General features: G+C 65.1%; 15 protein-coding genes and 1 pseudogene. 2 read left to right on the top strand and 14 right to left on the bottom strand.

The window, feature by feature from the left end:
• Positions 1–61: 61 nt before the first annotated feature.
• The 8 genes from ACYX4T_RS14980 to ACYX4T_RS14945 all read right to left on the bottom strand — a co-directional run bounded on the left by ACYX4T_RS14980 (position 62) and on the right by ACYX4T_RS14945 (position 4,956).
• Positions 62–1,285, bottom strand: coding sequence for a tyrosine-type recombinase/integrase (locus ACYX4T_RS14980; protein WP_476010095.1), 1,224 nt, complete (start codon positions 1,283–1,285; stop codon positions 62–64).
• Positions 1,285–1,467, bottom strand: a complete 183-nt coding sequence (locus ACYX4T_RS14975) for a helix-turn-helix domain-containing protein (RefSeq protein ID WP_476010094.1) — start codon at positions 1,465–1,467, stop codon at positions 1,285–1,287. The genes ACYX4T_RS14980 and ACYX4T_RS14975 overlap by 1 nt, the downstream gene beginning before the upstream one ends.
• Position 1,468: 1 nt before the next feature.
• The gene (locus ACYX4T_RS14970) at positions 1,469–1,819 is read right to left on the bottom strand and encodes a hypothetical protein (RefSeq protein WP_476010093.1); all 351 of its coding nucleotides are present in this window, start codon (positions 1,817–1,819) and stop codon (positions 1,469–1,471) included.
• Positions 1,816–2,046, bottom strand: coding sequence for a hypothetical protein (locus ACYX4T_RS14965; RefSeq protein WP_476010092.1), 231 nt, complete (start codon positions 2,044–2,046; stop codon positions 1,816–1,818). Before ACYX4T_RS14965 ends, ACYX4T_RS14970 begins: the two co-directional genes overlap by 4 nt.
• Positions 2,043–3,308, bottom strand: coding sequence for an FtsK/SpoIIIE domain-containing protein (locus ACYX4T_RS14960; protein WP_476010091.1), 1,266 nt, complete (start codon positions 3,306–3,308; stop codon positions 2,043–2,045). The genes ACYX4T_RS14965 and ACYX4T_RS14960 overlap by 4 nt, the downstream gene beginning before the upstream one ends.
• A complete protein-coding gene (locus ACYX4T_RS14955; protein WP_476010090.1) occupies positions 3,305–3,664 on the bottom strand; it encodes a WhiB family transcriptional regulator in 360 nt (119 codons plus the stop codon). Before ACYX4T_RS14955 ends, ACYX4T_RS14960 begins: the two co-directional genes overlap by 4 nt.
• The gene (locus tag ACYX4T_RS14950; RefSeq protein WP_476010089.1) at positions 3,661–4,074 is read right to left on the bottom strand and encodes a hypothetical protein; all 414 of its coding nucleotides are present in this window, start codon (positions 4,072–4,074) and stop codon (positions 3,661–3,663) included. Before ACYX4T_RS14950 ends, ACYX4T_RS14955 begins: the two co-directional genes overlap by 4 nt.
• A 105-nt stretch (positions 4,075–4,179) precedes the next feature.
• On the bottom strand, positions 4,180–4,956 hold the full coding sequence (locus ACYX4T_RS14945; RefSeq protein ID WP_476010088.1) for a GntR family transcriptional regulator: 777 nt from the start codon (positions 4,954–4,956) through the stop codon (positions 4,180–4,182).
• 75 nt (positions 4,957–5,031) lie between these two features.
• Here ACYX4T_RS14945 and ACYX4T_RS14940 point away from each other — a divergent pair, with 75 nt between their 5' ends.
• The gene (locus ACYX4T_RS14940) at positions 5,032–5,472 is read left to right on the top strand and encodes an NUDIX hydrolase (protein WP_476010087.1); all 441 of its coding nucleotides are present in this window, start codon (positions 5,032–5,034) and stop codon (positions 5,470–5,472) included.
• Positions 5,473–6,731: 1,259 nt separating this feature from the next.
• Here the strand turns inward: ACYX4T_RS14940 and ACYX4T_RS14935 are convergent.
• The 6 genes and pseudogenes from ACYX4T_RS14935 to ACYX4T_RS14910 form a co-directional block, all read right to left on the bottom strand.
• On the bottom strand, positions 6,732–7,664 hold the full coding sequence (locus ACYX4T_RS14935; RefSeq protein ID WP_476010086.1) for an NAD-dependent epimerase/dehydratase family protein: 933 nt from the start codon (positions 7,662–7,664) through the stop codon (positions 6,732–6,734).
• Positions 7,661–8,509, bottom strand: coding sequence for a hypothetical protein (locus ACYX4T_RS14930; RefSeq protein WP_476015391.1), 849 nt, complete (start codon positions 8,507–8,509; stop codon positions 7,661–7,663). The genes ACYX4T_RS14935 and ACYX4T_RS14930 overlap by 4 nt, the downstream gene beginning before the upstream one ends.
• A 390-nt stretch (positions 8,510–8,899) precedes the next feature.
• Positions 8,900–9,046 (bottom strand): annotated as a pseudogene (locus tag ACYX4T_RS14925) (helix-turn-helix domain-containing protein); the annotation flags it as partial.
• Between the two features lie 349 nt (positions 9,047–9,395).
• The gene (locus tag ACYX4T_RS14920; protein WP_476010085.1) at positions 9,396–11,387 is read right to left on the bottom strand and encodes an AAA family ATPase; all 1,992 of its coding nucleotides are present in this window, start codon (positions 11,385–11,387) and stop codon (positions 9,396–9,398) included.
• A gap of 501 nt (positions 11,388–11,888) precedes the next feature.
• Positions 11,889–12,833, bottom strand: a complete 945-nt coding sequence (locus ACYX4T_RS14915) for a hypothetical protein (RefSeq protein WP_476010084.1) — start codon at positions 12,831–12,833, stop codon at positions 11,889–11,891.
• Between the two features lie 56 nt (positions 12,834–12,889).
• Positions 12,890–14,092 (bottom strand): rolling circle replication-associated protein, encoded by a 1,203-nt coding sequence (locus tag ACYX4T_RS14910; RefSeq protein ID WP_476010083.1) that lies wholly within the window; start codon positions 14,090–14,092, stop codon positions 12,890–12,892.
• A gap of 184 nt (positions 14,093–14,276) precedes the next feature.
• Here ACYX4T_RS14910 and ACYX4T_RS14905 point away from each other — a divergent pair, with 184 nt between their 5' ends.
• Entirely contained in the window at positions 14,277–14,486 is a 210-nt protein-coding gene (locus ACYX4T_RS14905) for a hypothetical protein (RefSeq protein ID WP_476010082.1), read from the top strand.
• The last annotated feature ends 791 nt before the right edge of the window (positions 14,487–15,277 follow it).

Below are 15,277 nucleotides of genomic sequence, written 5' to 3'. Positions count from 1 at the left end.
TCAGACCGGGTGCACCGCCCGGACCATGATCGCGATGTAGCAACGCGTGTAGCAACAGCCATCACAGCTCCTTCCACTCGATGGCGTCGAGGGCCTGGCGCATCGCGTCGAGGTTCGTGTGGGCGTAGATCGCCATGGTCACGTCGATGTGGGCGTGGCGAGCGATGGCCTGGACGACGTGCGGCGGCGTGCCGAGGTCGAGCAGCAGGCTCACGACGGTGTGCCGCAGGTCGTGGAGCCGGACGTCGGGCATGCCGGCCAGCTCCCGAACGCGCTCGAAGTCGCGGCCGAGGTTGCGGGGCTCGGTGGGCGTGCCGACGGTCGAGGCGAACACGAGGCCGCGGTCCTGCCAGGCGTCGCCGGCCGTCGCCCGCTCCTCGTCCTGCCGGGTGCGGTGCTCCTCCAGGGCGCGGCGGGTGACCTTCGGCAGCGGGATGGTCGCTTCGGAGGCCTCAGTCTTGGCCTCGGCGACGTAGAGACGGCCGGCCGCGCGCTGGACGGTCTGGGCGATCGTGACCGTGGCGCGGTCGAAGTCGACGTCCTGCCAGCGCAGCCCGAGCAGCTCGCCGTGGCGCAGCCCGAGCGTCGCCGCGACGACGTAGAGCGCGTAGTGCCGCCGGCCCTTGGCCGCCTGCAGGAGCTCGTGCGCCTGCGCGACCGTGAGGCCCTTCCCGACCTTGTAGCGCGGCACGGAGACTCGGACGAGCTTGGCGACGTTGCGCGTGACCAGCTCCTCGCGCTCAGCCGCCGCAAGGCCGTTGCGGAGCACGGCGTGGACGTACTGGACCTGTCGCTGGGAGGGCCTGCGCCCGCAGCAGCGCCCGACCGAGCAGCACCGGTCCTCTTCGGGCCGGCGGACGTCGAGGCCGTGCATGCAGCACAGGCACCGCTCGCGAACGCCGGCCATGAACGCGCGGACGTGAGCCGCCGTCAGTCGGGGGAGTGCCTTCCGGCCCAGACCGGGGACGATGTAGAGCCGGACGGCGTTCTCGTAGCCGGCGTAGGTCGTGGGCCGGCGCTCCTCGCGGACGGTGACCAACCAGCGCTCGAACCATTGCGCGACGCTGTAGGAACGGTCTGGGACCGGGATGCCGTTGGCCGAGTTGACCTTGCGCTCGTCGAGCTTGGCCCGGACCTCGTCGAAGCTGGAGCCGTACACGGGCCGGCGCTTGATCTGCCCGGACGACGTGTAGACGTAGGCGCTCCCGACCCACTTGCCGTCGCTGGAGCGCTGGTAGATCGAGCCCTCCCCATTGGCGCGTCGGGGCCGCTTCTCGCCGGCCATCAGGCGGGCTCCACGTCGAGCAGGCGGGCGACGTACTCCTCCAGGGCGCCGCGGGGGATTCGGCGGGAGCCGCCGATCTTGACCGAGCGGAGGTCGTGGTTCCGGAGCAGGTCGTAGACCTTGCACCGGCTGATCTTGAGTAGTTCGGCGGCTTCCTCGGCGGTGTAGAGCAGCGCGTCCATGTCAGTCCTCCGAGAGCCGGCGGCCGAGGTGGCCGAGGTGGTTGTGGGCGTGAGTGAGGTGGCCGGCGGCGTCGCCGAGCGCGGCGCGGGCGTCGTCGACCTCGGCTCCGGCGAGCTGGAGCAGCCAGGCGACGTCGGCGCTGCGGTCGTCGTCGTGCTCAGCGGGGTCGGCGCGGCACAACGAGCGAGCCAGGAAGTCGAGGACCTGGGGGAGGCGCTGGGCCAGCTCGACGAGGTTGCCGACGACGACGGCCGACTGGGGCCCGTCGAGGACTCCGCGCATGGACGCGTGGTTGGCGCTGCGGACGGCGTTGCCGGCGCGCTCGATGTCGCGGGCGACGAGGTTGGTCATCGCTGCACCTCCTGCGGCGGGACGTCGGCAGCGCGGTCGGTGGCGGCGCCGAGCTGGTGGGCGAACTCGCCGGCGCTGCTCGACACCGCCGGGCCGAGGGTGGGGAAAGCGGCGAACAGCAGGACGAGGGTCACGACGCCGGACACGAGCGCCGGCGCGGCGCGGTGACTCTTGATGAGCAGGGCCGTGACGAGCCCGGCGATGATCACGATCGCGATGAGGTTCATCGGTGGGCCCGCCGTCCGTGTGCGGCGATCCGGTCGCAGTACTCGCCGTAGTCGCCGAGGTACGGGACGCGGATGCGCTCGCAGTCCCGCCCGAGCCCGGACAGGTAGGCGACGCCGGGGTCGGCGTTGGCGTGCTCCTGACCCAGGTGCCGGGCGTCGCTGCCGTGGAGCATCTCCAGCGAGTCCGCCGGCACCCGGAACGACAGCCGGAGGGCGAACTGGTCGCGGGCGTAGCCACCTCCGACCGCAGTGGCCTCGAACCGCTGGGCGAGCATGAGCACCCGGACCGCGGCCTTGCGGCCTTCGGAGAGCAGCCGCAGCACGGCGGTGCGGATGCGCTCGCCGACCGGGATGCCTTCGCCGCGCTTGGGCTTGGGCAGCCCGTCGGCGGCGCGCAGCAGGCCGGGGAACTCCTCCAGCACCACGAGGACCGTCGGACAGTCTGGCGACGGCTCGACCTTGTCGCGGCGCGGCGGGATGGTCGCGAGCCGGCGGTCCATCTCGGCGACCAGGTCTTCCAGCAGCACCGCGTGAGCGGCGACGTCGTGCGTCCCGGTGACCTGGTGGGGCCGGTGGGCGGTGTCGTCCCAGGCGCGGCCGAGCAGCAGACCGGTGATGTCGGAGCCGGTCACGAGGACGTCAGGAGCGGCGGCGAGCTGGGCGAGCAGCCCGTAGGTGAACACCGACTTCCCGGAGCCGTTCATGCCCTGCACCGCCAGGTGGGCGGGATCGGTGAGGGCGTGGCCGAGGGTCGTGGCGTCCTCAGTGCGCCCAAGGATCACCGACTCGGTACCGGACGCCACGGTCACCGGTGGGAGGCCGAAGCCGTCGCGCAGCGGGTCGACGTCGAGCATGTGCAGCCGCACCCAGCGGCCCGCGATCGGCTCGACCCGGAGTCCGTGGGCGCCGAGGGTGTGGGCGAGGCGGGCGCCGTTCTCGCCCTTGGTGAAGTCGGCCGGCTCCTGGCCGGCCATCAGCTCGACGGTGAACGAGGTGGGCGGGCCGACGCGGACCTGCCCGACGCGCGGGGTGCGGATCGTGACGCCGGCCGCGACGTGGACGTACTGGCACAGGGCGATGCCGGTGCAGGCCTCCCGGAAGGTCGCCTTGAGCGAGGCGGCGAACGCCAGGACCGAGGCCTCGTACTCGCGGCGGGCGCGCTCGGCGCGGAGCCGGGCGAACAGGCTCGGGCGGTGCGCGCCAGGGCCGCGGGTGCGCCCGGAGCGGTGCTCGAGGCGCCGGGTGTGCTCGAGGGCGGTCATCGGAGGGTCCTCTCCGTGCAAGCGGCGCAGAGCTGGCCGTCCACGGCCGGCATGGGGAACAGCAGCGCGCACCCGGAGCACATGGGTTCGGCGTCGGCGATCGGGTCGGGGATGCCTGCCAGGCGGGCACGCCGGATGGCGCGGCGGTCGGTAGGGGTGGTGGCGGCCCACAGGCCAAAGTCCTGGCCGGTGTCCAGCGCCCAGCGCAGGCACTCGGTGGCGACCGGGCAGCCGCCGCAGATCGGGGCGACGGCGATCCGGTGGCGGGCGACCAGGACCGAGGTGTCGTCCTCGGTGGGTGGGAAGAACAGTTCCGGGTCGGCGTCGCGGCAGGCCGCGTCGGTCTGCCAGGTCATGACGCCGCCGCCTCGGACTGGGGCGCCTGCTTGGTGCTGCGGGCGCCGTTGCCGGTCGCGGACAGCGGCCGGACCTCCTGGGCGCGATACCAGACCTGGGCGCCGATGGCCTGGCCCTCGCGGTTCTTCTTGTCCATGACGCCGATCTCGAAGCCCACGAGCTGCACCGGGGTGGCCGGGGCGAGGTCCTCGCCCGGGTCCCGCTCGGCGGCGATGCCGACGGTCACGATCTCGTTGGTCGGGCGCCCGAACTGCCTGAAGCACGCCGCGAACTGGAGCTGCCACTTGGGCAGCCCGTCCTTGGTCGTCTCCTGGCGGTAGTTGTCGCCGAAGGCCGTCTTGGGGCCGGACGACAGGAACATCAGCCACTCGAAGGTGGCGGCCTGGTCGATGACGTAGTTCTGGATCACTGCTGCTCCTCGCTCGAACTCCTCTAGATGTCTTGAGATTAGCAGTAGTCAGATAGACGTCTAGAGGAGCCAGATGAGCTGTTACGGAGCTGTTGTAGGCCCTGGTCAGCGCGCCGGGACCTCGTACTCCAGTACGTAGGCGGGCGCGGCCTTGACGGTGTCGCAGACCTCCAGTGGCCGCCCAGTCGTGTCGTAGGCGGTGCGCACGAGGACGACGACGGGCACGCCGTCGGTGAGCTGGAGCCGGCGCCGTTCCTCGGCGCTGGGCATCCGGGCCGACACCTCTTCGGTGAAGTGGTCCAGCTCGAAGCCCATGTCCTCCAGGCGCGCGTAGATGCCACCAGGGCCGGTGTCTGCCTCGACGATCCGTGAGCCGGCGGCCACGGACGCGGGAAGGTAGGAGACGGCCGTCTCGACCGGCTGCCCGTCGGCGAGGTAGCGCCGCGACCGCACGACGACCTCCTCGTCGTCGGCCAGGCGCAGCCGGTCGCGAATCTCTGGCGTCGCCGGTCCGGTCGAGACTTCCAGCTGGTCCACGTTCGGCGTGAACCCGACCTTCTGCGCCTCCACGCTGAACGCCGCGAGGCCAGCTTCCCGGTGTCGTCGGGCGAAGCGCTCCGAGGCGAGCCGGCGCACCTGCACCGGCGGGCGGACGAACGTCCCGCGCCCGTGCTCGGCGACCACGCGACCCTCGTTGCGCAGCTCTTGGACGGCCTGGCGCACGGTCATACGGGCGACGCCGTAGTTCTCGATGAGCTCGGCCTCGCTGGGCAGCTTGTCCCCGGCCACCAGGTCGCCACGGTCGATGGCGGCGCGCAGGTGGTCGGCGATCTGGCGGTACGGCGGCCGGTCGTCCGCGCGGTCGATGACCCCGAGCTGCACGACTCCTCCAGACGACTGGACCTCTACGATCGGTGCCGAACGCTACCGAACGGTGACGAACGTCAGGAGGCGACAGTGGGCGACACACCCAAGCACTCGGTCAGCGTCGCCGGCATCGTCGTCGACGAGCAGAACCGAGTCCTCGTCATTCAACGCCGGGACAACGGCCATTGGGAGCCTCCCGGCGGCGTCCTTGAGCTGAGTGAGACGCCAGAGCAAGGAGTCATCAGGGAGGTGCTTGAAGAGACGGGTCTCTTAGTAAGGGTTTTAGGGCTTTCTGGTGTCTACAAGAACATGTCCCGTGGAATCGTCTCGCTAGTCTTCCGGTGTCACCCTGCGGAGGGGGAGGCCATATTATCAGAGGAGGCGACCGCCGTCGTATGGATGACCATGGCTGAGGCAAATGAAAAAATGTCGAGAGCCTACTCTATACGCGTCCAAGACGCCTTCGCCGCGGAAGTTAACGTGCGCGTGCACGACGGCGTGACCGTTCTAAATGGAGTTGGCTCTTACTAGGTCGAGAATACACTAGTGGCGGACTACGGGACCCCTACTTCCCGGACAGGTTCCTAAAGGTGGCGAACAAGCATTGGCCGGCTACGACTGGGAAGCCACTCTTCAAATGAGGGGTCATGACGACTCGGGTTGCCGGAGACCCGTTGGGGCGAGGACATCACTCCGGTCACCTCCACGAGGTCTGGCGACTCGGAGAGCAGTCCCACCCCGTCGAGGCGTCGGCGCCCGTCAGGACCGGTGCCCAGCGCTTCTCGCGCCACCCAGGGCCAACGGACCACGACTTCGATGGTCGCAGTCTCTCGTGCGATCGCAAGTGGTATGAAGTGCCAACGCGTCGGCACGTGCTTTGTCAAGAAGCAACTCCTCGAGCCTCGGGTCATAATGGAGGCCAAACACTCGAGGCTCACGAAGCCGGTCGGACCCGACGTCCAGCACATCACCGCAAGAGTGGTCCGTGCCGGACGTGCGGAAAGCTGTCGTAATCGTCCGGGGCGAGGGGTCGCAGGTTCGGGTCTGTCGGGGGCCGCCGGTCCGAGGCGGCTGAGAGCTGCAACGTCGCCACAAAGCGCTGGCGGGACAATGTCCCGACAGCACTTTGTGGCGATCGTCTAAGCTCCGTTTACACCCAAGTGCCCCGACGCTTCTCCTCTGCGTGGTACGCACGGGTCTCCGGGAGCGGAGGGACGCCGAAGAGCCGGACCCCCATGCCGAACAAGACGACGGCCGTGGCTCCCATCGATGGATGCCACCATGCAACGAGAGTTGCTGGCCCGGCGGACGATGAGACCCAGACCAAGAAAGCGATCATGGAGACGAAGCAGTGTCGGCGCTGTTTGACTCTCAGCACCCGGCGGGCGTACATCCAGGCCGCCAGACTGCAGATGCCGACTACAACGACGTATGCCGCGCCGCGTTCTGTCTCGGACACGTTCGATGCGCTCTGGACGAAGCTAGATATGATCATGTATCCGCCGATCACCTCGCCCGGCACGTACCTTCCTAAACGTGCCCAGTAGTCCGCTGTCGTGGGGGAGGTCGCTGCATGCCGCGGCGCTCGTCTTGTACGCTCTACCTGCATCCTCAGGCTCTCCTCTGGGTGCACGGCCCAGGCGGAGCTGCTACCTCCGCCTGGGCCACCTCCTGAGTGCGCTCTTGCGCACTCCCCTCGAGAGTCGGCCAATAGCCCCATTGCAGTCAATGGAACGACTCCGTTATTCGTTATCTTCCCAGTATTCTTCCCGGGAATATTCGACGAGATATCATTCGGTGGGCGAATACAGGCCGGCCCAAGCATCCGACACTATCTCTGCAAGCGTCGAGTGGCTTGGTCGCCAGTTCAGTTCGTGCTCTATCTTTGATATGTTCGCTACTAGTAGTTCTGGCTCATCCACGGGCGGCTTGAAGTCGACAGGTACTGGCTTATGAGTGATTGCTTCTACGGTTTCGAGCACTTCCCGCATCGTAGTAGGTCGACCACTCCCGAGGTTGTAAAGCGAGAACGACCCGACGGTGCAGCTGGTCAATGCCGACAGAATTGCTTCGGCCGCGTCCTTTACATGAACAAAGTCTCTCACGACTGTCCCGTCGCCGTTCATGCCAAATCTTCCTGAGCCGCGATACTGAATGGACAGTAGTCTGGGTATAACGCGCGAATCGTCGCCATCGACTACGCCGTTAAGTGATGCTCCGGCGATGTTGAACGCTCGCAGTGCCGTGACACCACAGCCTCCTACTGCAGCGAAGTCCCGAAGAGCGAGCTCGCTTGCATACTTGCTAGCGGCGTAAGGAGAATCCGGAGCTGGAGGTGCTTCTTCACCGAGAGTGCCAGAGGCACCTCGCCCGTAAATCGCTCCGGTCGAAGCCAGTACGATGGGTTTTGGAGCCTCTGAATATTGCAAAGCGCGGATTACGTTCAGAGTGCCGCCCAGATTCGTGTGCCACGCGCGCACGGGTTCGACGAGCGATTGACGTAGTCGAGTCATTGCCGCAAGATGGACGATCGCTTCAACTTCTTTGACTGCGCGAGATAGAGTAGGCAGGTCGGTGACATCACCCTGCATGTACTTCACATCGTTGTGACTCCTTACGGTGCTTCGGGAATAGGCGACGACTTCGTAGCCGCTTCGGTCTAGCAACTCAATTAGAGTCCCACCGACAAAGCCGCTTGCTCCTGTGACCAAGATCTTCTTCATGAGCCCAACAACGCTTTACGGTTGCGCCACGCTAGTCGTAAGCATGCGTCGGTGATTGGAGAAACAGCGTTCTGCCTGTGAAGCTGTGTAAGCGCCTCAGAGGAAAACGGAATCCCAGTGGACGGCCTATTGGGCACGCTGGATACAGCGTAACCCTCGTCGTTCACCGCTACCATCTCCGAGAAGAGGTAGTCGAAAGCCTCCGCTTCGATGACCGCCACAGTCAGAAACTCTACCCACAGCGTGAGTGGTTCTATGACTATGGCACACACGAACACCCGAAATTGCCCCCTGCTTCTCGCGGCGTCAAGCGAGACAAACGGCTCTTCATTTTCATATTCCACCGTGAATGCTGAGTTGCCGTCATGTTCTGGGTTTCCCAAGAATTCCTCGGAGTACTCTCTCTGAATGTTTCTCCAGAGCGAGAAGTCGCGAGCTTGAGCTTGGGGGGCGAGACTAGCGGGCTGGAACACCCCGGCGGGAGCCACGTGGTACATGCCTCCAGCTATTGCGACCGATGAAGCATCCCGTCTATGGAGATACATCTTATGCCCGTCGTACGGGTCCCTTCGAATTGTAAGCGTGTTGATACTGGGTAGCATCGGGCGGGCTCGCAGGTCAAAGGGATCATCGATCGATCTACGAAACGGCAAGTCGTCTATGGAAGGGTCCGAACGGTCAGATTTCAGCCAGACGCCCGTGAGTTCGTGGGCCAGCGCCTCTCCGACATCAAGAACTTCGAAGTAGGTCGTGTAGCCAAACTGACAGTGGAGTTTCTCAGGTCGGACGCTGAGATCGATGGCTCTGTAGGACCAACGATTGTCCAGTAGCTTGGGTCGAGCCAAATCGCGGAGTGCGCGAGAATACCGAAGGTACGTAGAGTCTCCATTGAAGGTGAGGGGTCGAATAGGATCAAGCAGGGAGGAGTCGCCGGTGGTTGTCGGTCTTGGGCCCTCAGGTGTCCACCCCAGTTGTATGTCACCTAGTTCGATAGGGGTACTTGGTAGCCACTGTTCTTGAGTCATAATCGGCGTATTCTCGACGGTTGGCGCATGAGGGTATAGTTGGCCTGCCAACTCACCGAGTTCCAGTCGGTGCGCGTTCAGCTCTCTGCGAATTCTCCGCCACTGTTCATGGCTAGCGTCGACCATCGGCGCCTTGCTTATTCTGTCGTCATGGGGTCGCCCGTCTTCCGCGTTATTTGGGAGAAGGCCGAGGCGCTCGTAAGGCAGGTCAAGCCGATCTGCAAAGTCCTGAAGCTCTTCGATTGCCCGAACTCGCAGCGAGCCACTCTCAATCTTGGAGAGTCGAGGCTGCGACGTTCCTAACTGTTTGGCGAGTTGGGTCTGCGTAAGACCGTGAGCCTTACGGTAGGCCTTCATCATTGGCCCGAGCTCAGAGCCGTCCGGAGGAGACGTATCGGATGTAAGAGGCCAGCTATGCGTGCTCTCCCCATAATCTGTACTGCTCAAGATCCCCCCAAAGGTCCGTGCGGCACCTTGGACAAGCTTACTGCTGTCGATGCCGCGCGCAGCACTGGGTCAACCATCAAGGTTGATTTTGCGCTTGTGGTGCAAGTGAGCTGGTTTGTTGTCAAGAAGTCATAGGCATCTCGAGTTGTCATAGATGGCCGAGAGAGTCTCTAATGCGCTTTCATCGAGGCGTGAGACAAAGATCGTCGTATCGCGGCGATCGTGACCCCCGTCAAGTAGCTCGAACTGCGGCTTTGCTTCATCCGACCGACTGAATGATTTTTGCGCCAGGTGGAAAAGAAATCATGTGATGGGCGATGTCTTTGAGCATCATGTCCAGGGTGGGCAATTCGGCGCTAGTTGCGAGTAAAATCTGGGAGCCCCTCTGAGCGTTCCGGCCAGCACGGGTAAGCAAAGCCTGGAAGCTCTCAAGACTTGCCTCTTGTTGCCTCGGCTCGTCGAAGATGAGTAACCCGAGATGATGCGCCCGGACGTTCTGGGCGGTCTCGAGTATCCCGATCAGGTAAGCCCAGATCACTCGGACCATGTCGCTGGCCGAAAGGTCGAAGCCGAGATCGAAGCCCTCATGGCTTGGGCGATACGTCTCCGTCGAAATTTCCAAACTGCCCGGATCAAGTGAACGGAATCCGTACGCTTGAATCTGGTCGATGAAAGAGCTTTGGAGCTGGTCGAGCACCTGTCTGTCCGAACTCGTGAGTGCGGTAGACGAGTACCCTTCAAGTAGCTCTCTGTTTCGGGCCCATTGCCGAGATAGGTCTCGGAGCGTCTCGAGGGACTCGGTTACCTTCAGCTGGCACTCGCCCAGTCGCTCAACCCGCTCTTCCAGCCGAATCCTTTCAGCGATCTGCTCGACGGAAGGAGTGCTCGATGCCGACGTGAGGACGTCTTGTAGGCCTCTTATTCGGCGCCGTAGGTCCGATGCATCGACCTGAAGCGCGTCAATCTGCGCTTGGCGCGCCACTTGCGCCCGAGAAAGGTCATTGCGCATGGCGCGGTAGGTCTGAACCTCGCGTCGCAAGTAGGCGACGTTCTCCTCAGGACTCATCGGATTTGTCGTGATCTCGAAGCCGTCGAGTAGACGCTGATCGCATGTCGGACAGACCTGATAGCCGTCCGCCATCGGTAGATTGGTACCGCCAAGTCCAGCCAATACTTGCACATCTTGCTGCCGCGTGATCTCTGCCTCGAGCGCTTCGATGCGAGATTCTAGCGTCTCGACTCTGCGGGCCGCTTCCTCGGAGTCCGCTACCAGCTCGCGCAAGAGAGTGGAAGTTGAAAGAAGTTCTCGCTGCGCCTCCGGTAGTGCCGCCTCGGCACTCTCTGTTGCCTCGTCCACGCGGCGTACTGGTTCCGCTTCTCGCTCCGCAAGCAACGTCCGAAGGCGGGTCAGCTCGTCGTCGAGGGGTGTCCACGTCTCTCCTTGGGAGACGAATAATCGCGCGGCCAGCTCTTCGGGATCACTAACCGGGCGCTGTGGGATACCTTGCACTACTACAGCAGCACTTCGTGACGTCGAGAGAAGAATATCGGTGGCCTCGCGCCACTCGGAGACAATAATCTGGCCGGCCGACTCGAGACGCTGCCTCGCTAGGATGCGCTCGTACACCTCCAGCCCAAGCACAAACTCAGCGGACCGCTTAGCGACGTCGCGTATCTGATAGTAGGTGGGAATTCGACTCTGCAGCCCACTCCATCCATGCTTCTGCTCAACATAGAAATGAGGAAAGATGCACTCGAGATAGAGTGGCGACTCGCCTCCATCGTTTCGCGTCACCCTAGGTAGGTCCCAGCCGAGGAACCTTGTTAGGGCTGTATGGAAGCCTGCGTCTCGTTGCGCCGCTCCCGGGCGCCTGACGAAATAGTCTTGGGCGGCCGTCACGGGACCATCGAGTTGGTCTCGATACTCAACTTTCATGAGGTGGGTGTCCGCAGTGCTACTCGTGACGGCCCTCCTCACGGACATCACGGCACCCGAGCCATTCTCAACTTCTAGCTGAATCCACGAGTCGTCTACACGATGGGTGCTCCCGTCGACGTCGAGCTCGTCGGTCATCGCGTGGGCGAGTGGTATTTCTCGGCGTGCGCTGAGCATTCCCTCCAGGCCGAGGGCGTATACGATTGCCTGCAAACATGTTGACTTGCCGCTGGTGTTATCTGCACGGAGGATGTTGAGACCGTCTTGGAAGACCAGGTCTGTGCCAAAGGATCCTGCCCGTGTCTGAACGCGCATTCTTAGTCGTCGGAGTCTAAGCATCATTGTCCCCTGAAAAGATTGCTGAGACTCTTCTGTGTGATAGATCTAGGCAGTCTGTCTAGAAACGCCTTCTCGAGCGCCATAACTGCGGGATCATTGTAGATTCTGGCAGCAAGTCGCACCCCCTGTTCGCCAAGCGTTACGTTCCCGTTTGAGGCTCTCTGTAGGACCCCGGTCGCGATGGCGATGCGGATAGTTCGTTTGAGGCTCGGGTCGCTACGAAATGGTACGTCGCTGGGTAAAGGTCCGCCAGCAAGAGAGCGAAGTATGATCGCCTGCAGGCTCGGTGACCGCAGTGCGGACACTAAGAGGCTAAGCTGCTGCTCCGGGGCGCTCTGCCCTCGACAGCGGCGGAGTACAAGTACGACTGCCGAAAACCGCCATGAGATGCGTAGGTCGGCGGGCACGGGGTCTGGCCGTTGACGGAAGGTCGGAGACGTGTCAAGACCCGCAAACATCTGCTCTAAGTCTTCTACGTCAGCCATCAATCACACGTCCGTCCTCGGCCACGTCTAATGCGCCAAAGTCTAGCGGACAGCGCATGAGCCAATCTGACACGGCACGCCACGAGAGCGTCTTGGAGTTCGCCGGGCCGAGTTCTGGGATAGATTCGCGCAACTCTGCAGTAAGATGCTGCGCGATCTGAGTAATGTTCTGAGTAGAACGCTCTGGGTGGTCTTGAGGATACTCGAGACTGAGGACGCGCTCCTTCTCATTCGCACATCGCGTTGCGGCTTCCCACTGATCCGTGTATCTGAGGCGGAGCTTCGCAAGGATGTGGTCGCCCTTGAGATGTTGAGTTGCGAGTTGGTCGACGTACCGGACGCGCGAGCGTGGGTCTGGGACGACTGGCGCAAGTTTCGCGAGTGCGGTTTCGATCAGGCTAGGGTTCTCGCCCATCCATGTCGCGACCTCCTCTGTCGCCGGTGCAGCCTGTTCGATTATCGCTCGAGGACGTGCTTCCAGGATCGCTTTCTCCTGAGGGAACGCGTTGTCAGCCTCGCAGACGACGATACGAAACTCGGGGTGAATGATATCGAGGCCCCATCCAAGTACCTCTGCGGTCTTGGTCGTGGCATGAGTTACTAGCTGATGTGAGTCGTGAAGAGGAACCAAGAAGAGGTAACGGCGGATGACCGTTGGTCCGAGGAGGGCGCGAAGTTGGGCGTGTTTGTCTCTCAACTTATTCGTGTCAGTTGTGAGCTTGTCGCGCTGTCTCTCATACCTGCTCGCCACTGGTAACGGGCCTTGGGGGGCGTAGCACTGTAGGGCGATCCCCGAGAAGGTAAAGGCTTCGATTCCTAGGTCACCGCGATTGGCGGCCGGCACACGCTGAAGCTCATCGGCGCCGTAGCGCTGCTGTGCGAGCGCGAGACAGTACTCCTCCCAATCGTCGCCGCTCCACAGGACGTCCTCGGTCAACCTGCCCCCCTGCCTGGGCGCCCAGCCTCTGGGCGAGCTGGAGGCTCGACATGAGATCATCGATCAGGCTCGAACGCGAAGGGAGCAGGTTGCATCCACCCATGTGGAGCAGCGTCGACTTCGCGACGCGGCGGGTGCGAACTGAGCCGGCAGACGTGAATCTGGGACAGAGCCGAGGCCAAGGCAGCCGCGAAGGCAGGTGCGTTGTTGACGGCGATCCACCCGCGGTTCCCGTTGGCGAGGAGACGGACTCGCGAGCGTGATCGGCGGTAGCGGATGCGCCCGGCGGCCTGATCGACGCGGGGCTTCCAGGTCTGCTGGGCGCGGCCGTGGGCCTTGGCCCAGCGGCGGGCGATGCGGCCGGCGTGGATGCCGTCCTCGGGGGAGACGTGGACGGTACGTACGGTGCGTCGGAGGGTCCAGACGCCCCAGAAGCGGCCGGGGCCGGTGCCGGGCTCGGACCACTCCGAGGGGACGTGGTGCTGGTACTCCTTCGCCGCCATGAGCCCGTGCTTGGTGAAGTACGCCGCGACACGGCGCGGGTCGGTGGCGCGCAGGCCCTCGGCGTAGTCCAGGGCGGTGCCGGCGAGCTCGTGGCGGCGGCGTTGCTCGGGGTCGGGGTGGTCGACGACGTCGGCCCACGCGGCGGAGAGCCACACCGCGAAGGTCTCGCCGGTGGTTCGGGCGCGGCCGTGGGGCGGGGTACAGAGCATGTGCACGTGCGGGGCGCCCCGACGCTGGAATTCGAGCTTCCACACGCACGCCCAGTCCTCGCCCCAGGCGCGGGCGTAGCGCTTCCGCAGCGCCTTGAGGTGCCGCTTGAGCACCACGCCGGTGGGGACGACGGTGAGCCAGTCGCCGGGGTAGGTCAGCGTCACCATCGCTGGCAGCCGGCCGGACGCGTAGAGCGGGGTGTAGTCCAGCTCGCACAGCCGGCGCACCATGTTCGCCCTGCTCTTACGCGACCAGGACGTGATCGCCGTCCGCGGCGTTGGAGGCTCGGGCCACTCCCCGGTCGCGATGTGCGCGGCCACCGCCGCGTCGACGTCCTTCACGTGCGCCGCACGAGCCCGTTCCTCGGTGCGCTCCCGGCGCGCCCAGTCCCGGCAGGCCACCGCGAACACGCCCGGTCCGACGGTCAGCTCCCACCGCGGCCCTTCCGCGAGGCTCCCGGGCTCCTCGCGGATCGCAGGCAGCATCGCGCCGGCCGCGTCGACGAGCTCCGGGGAGGGGAACACCGGCGCCCACAGCCCCGCCACCGAGTCCGGGACCGACGTCTCACCGAGGTCGTCAGGCTCGATGCCTGCGGTATCGCTGGGCCCGCGGCCCGATATGGCACATAGAACAAGCCCAGGCGGCCGGCCCTCGGCTGGCGCCGGGGCGGCGGCCGGGCCCGTCGCGACCGGCTTACGCCGGTCGCTCCTGTCTTCGACCCGCTGCGGCGTGCCGGCCACTCCTGCCCCGGCCGCCCACGACGACAGCGAGGAAGCGGGCGCCGGCGTGTACGTGCGCCAGGGATCAGGCAGGGCGGGCAGCGACCGCCGCGACGAGCGAGCCGACGACGACGCCGAGGACGTACGGGACCGGGTGCTCGAGGTGAGGGAGTGGGACACGGCGAGGCCTCTCGGAGAGGCCGTCTCGCGGGGCGTGTGACCGGATGCGGACGCGCGGCATCGCCGCAGGACCCGTCGGAGGTCTTGCGGTGGGCGCGTCAGGAGGGCCGTCTCGCGGCCCGGTGGTCAGAGCGGCGAGACGGCGACAGACGGGATCAGCGGGCGGAAGGCCCTGAGCCTTCGGCGACCAGGCGTTCCGCCCTGGACCAGGACACCGGCCTCAGGAGAGGGGGTCCGAGCGCCGAGCGGGTCGGGAGTGCGGTGGTGGTCGGGACGGGGTCTCTCCCTCGTCGGCGCTCTCGGGGTCTGACAGCTCGCTCGCACCGCCGCAAGGGCCAGGATTAGAGCGATGGCCGGCGGTGAGGACGCGATGGCCCTTGCCCCGGCACGATCGACCTGTCCGAGGCGACTCCGCGCCGCCGAGGGAGAGACCCCGAGGTCGTTCCGTGCGGCGGGCGCCGTGTAGCAGCCGTGTAGCAGCGGCAGCCGATCCGAGGCGGTCCAGCGGGACGGGACCAGATCGGGAACCTGGCCCAGCTCGGCGGCCCGTACTTCTCTAGACGAGTTGCGTGGCCCTTGTAAGCGAAAGGTCCGGGGTTCGATTCCCCGCGCCGGCTCCAGGTCAACGGCGGTGCGCCCGTCGTGATTCCTTCGGTGACAGCAGCGGTTGACAGCAACTGTCAGTCCTCCGAGGGGCCGTCGAGGTCGAGCTGGGCGTCCAGCCGGCCGAGGGCCTCGCGCCGGGTGTCGAGCGCGATGTGGCCGTAGACGTTCATGGCCATCTCGACCGCACGGTGGGCACACGGACGAGGAACCCGGGCAGCGGCACGG

It is taken from the genome of Actinomycetospora sp. ABD4_176, from assembly GCF_056311855.1.
Note: the sequence above shows the minus strand (reverse complement) of the source record. Positions and strands in the feature narration are given on the sequence as shown.

Excerpts from the sequence above, each read along its gene's own strand:
- ACYX4T_RS14980 (WP_476010095.1), bottom strand. The coding sequence starts at position 1,285 with ATGGCCGGCGAGAAGCGGCCCCGACGCGCCAATGGGGAGGGCTCGATC.
- ACYX4T_RS14975 (WP_476010094.1), bottom strand. The coding sequence starts at position 1,467 with ATGGACGCGCTGCTCTACACCGCCGAGGAAGCCGCCGAACTACTCAAG.
- ACYX4T_RS14970 (WP_476010093.1), bottom strand. The coding sequence starts at position 1,819 with ATGACCAACCTCGTCGCCCGCGACATCGAGCGCGCCGGCAACGCCGTC.
- ACYX4T_RS14965 (WP_476010092.1), bottom strand. The coding sequence starts at position 2,046 with ATGAACCTCATCGCGATCGTGATCATCGCCGGGCTCGTCACGGCCCTG.
- ACYX4T_RS14960 (WP_476010091.1), bottom strand. The coding sequence starts at position 3,308 with ATGACCGCCCTCGAGCACACCCGGCGCCTCGAGCACCGCTCCGGGCGC.
- ACYX4T_RS14955 (WP_476010090.1), bottom strand. The coding sequence starts at position 3,664 with ATGACCTGGCAGACCGACGCGGCCTGCCGCGACGCCGACCCGGAACTG.
- ACYX4T_RS14935 (WP_476010086.1), bottom strand. The coding sequence starts at position 7,664 with ATGAAGAAGATCTTGGTCACAGGAGCAAGCGGCTTTGTCGGTGGGACT.
- ACYX4T_RS14920 (WP_476010085.1), bottom strand. The coding sequence starts at position 11,387 with ATGCGCGTTCAGACACGGGCAGGATCCTTTGGCACAGACCTGGTCTTC.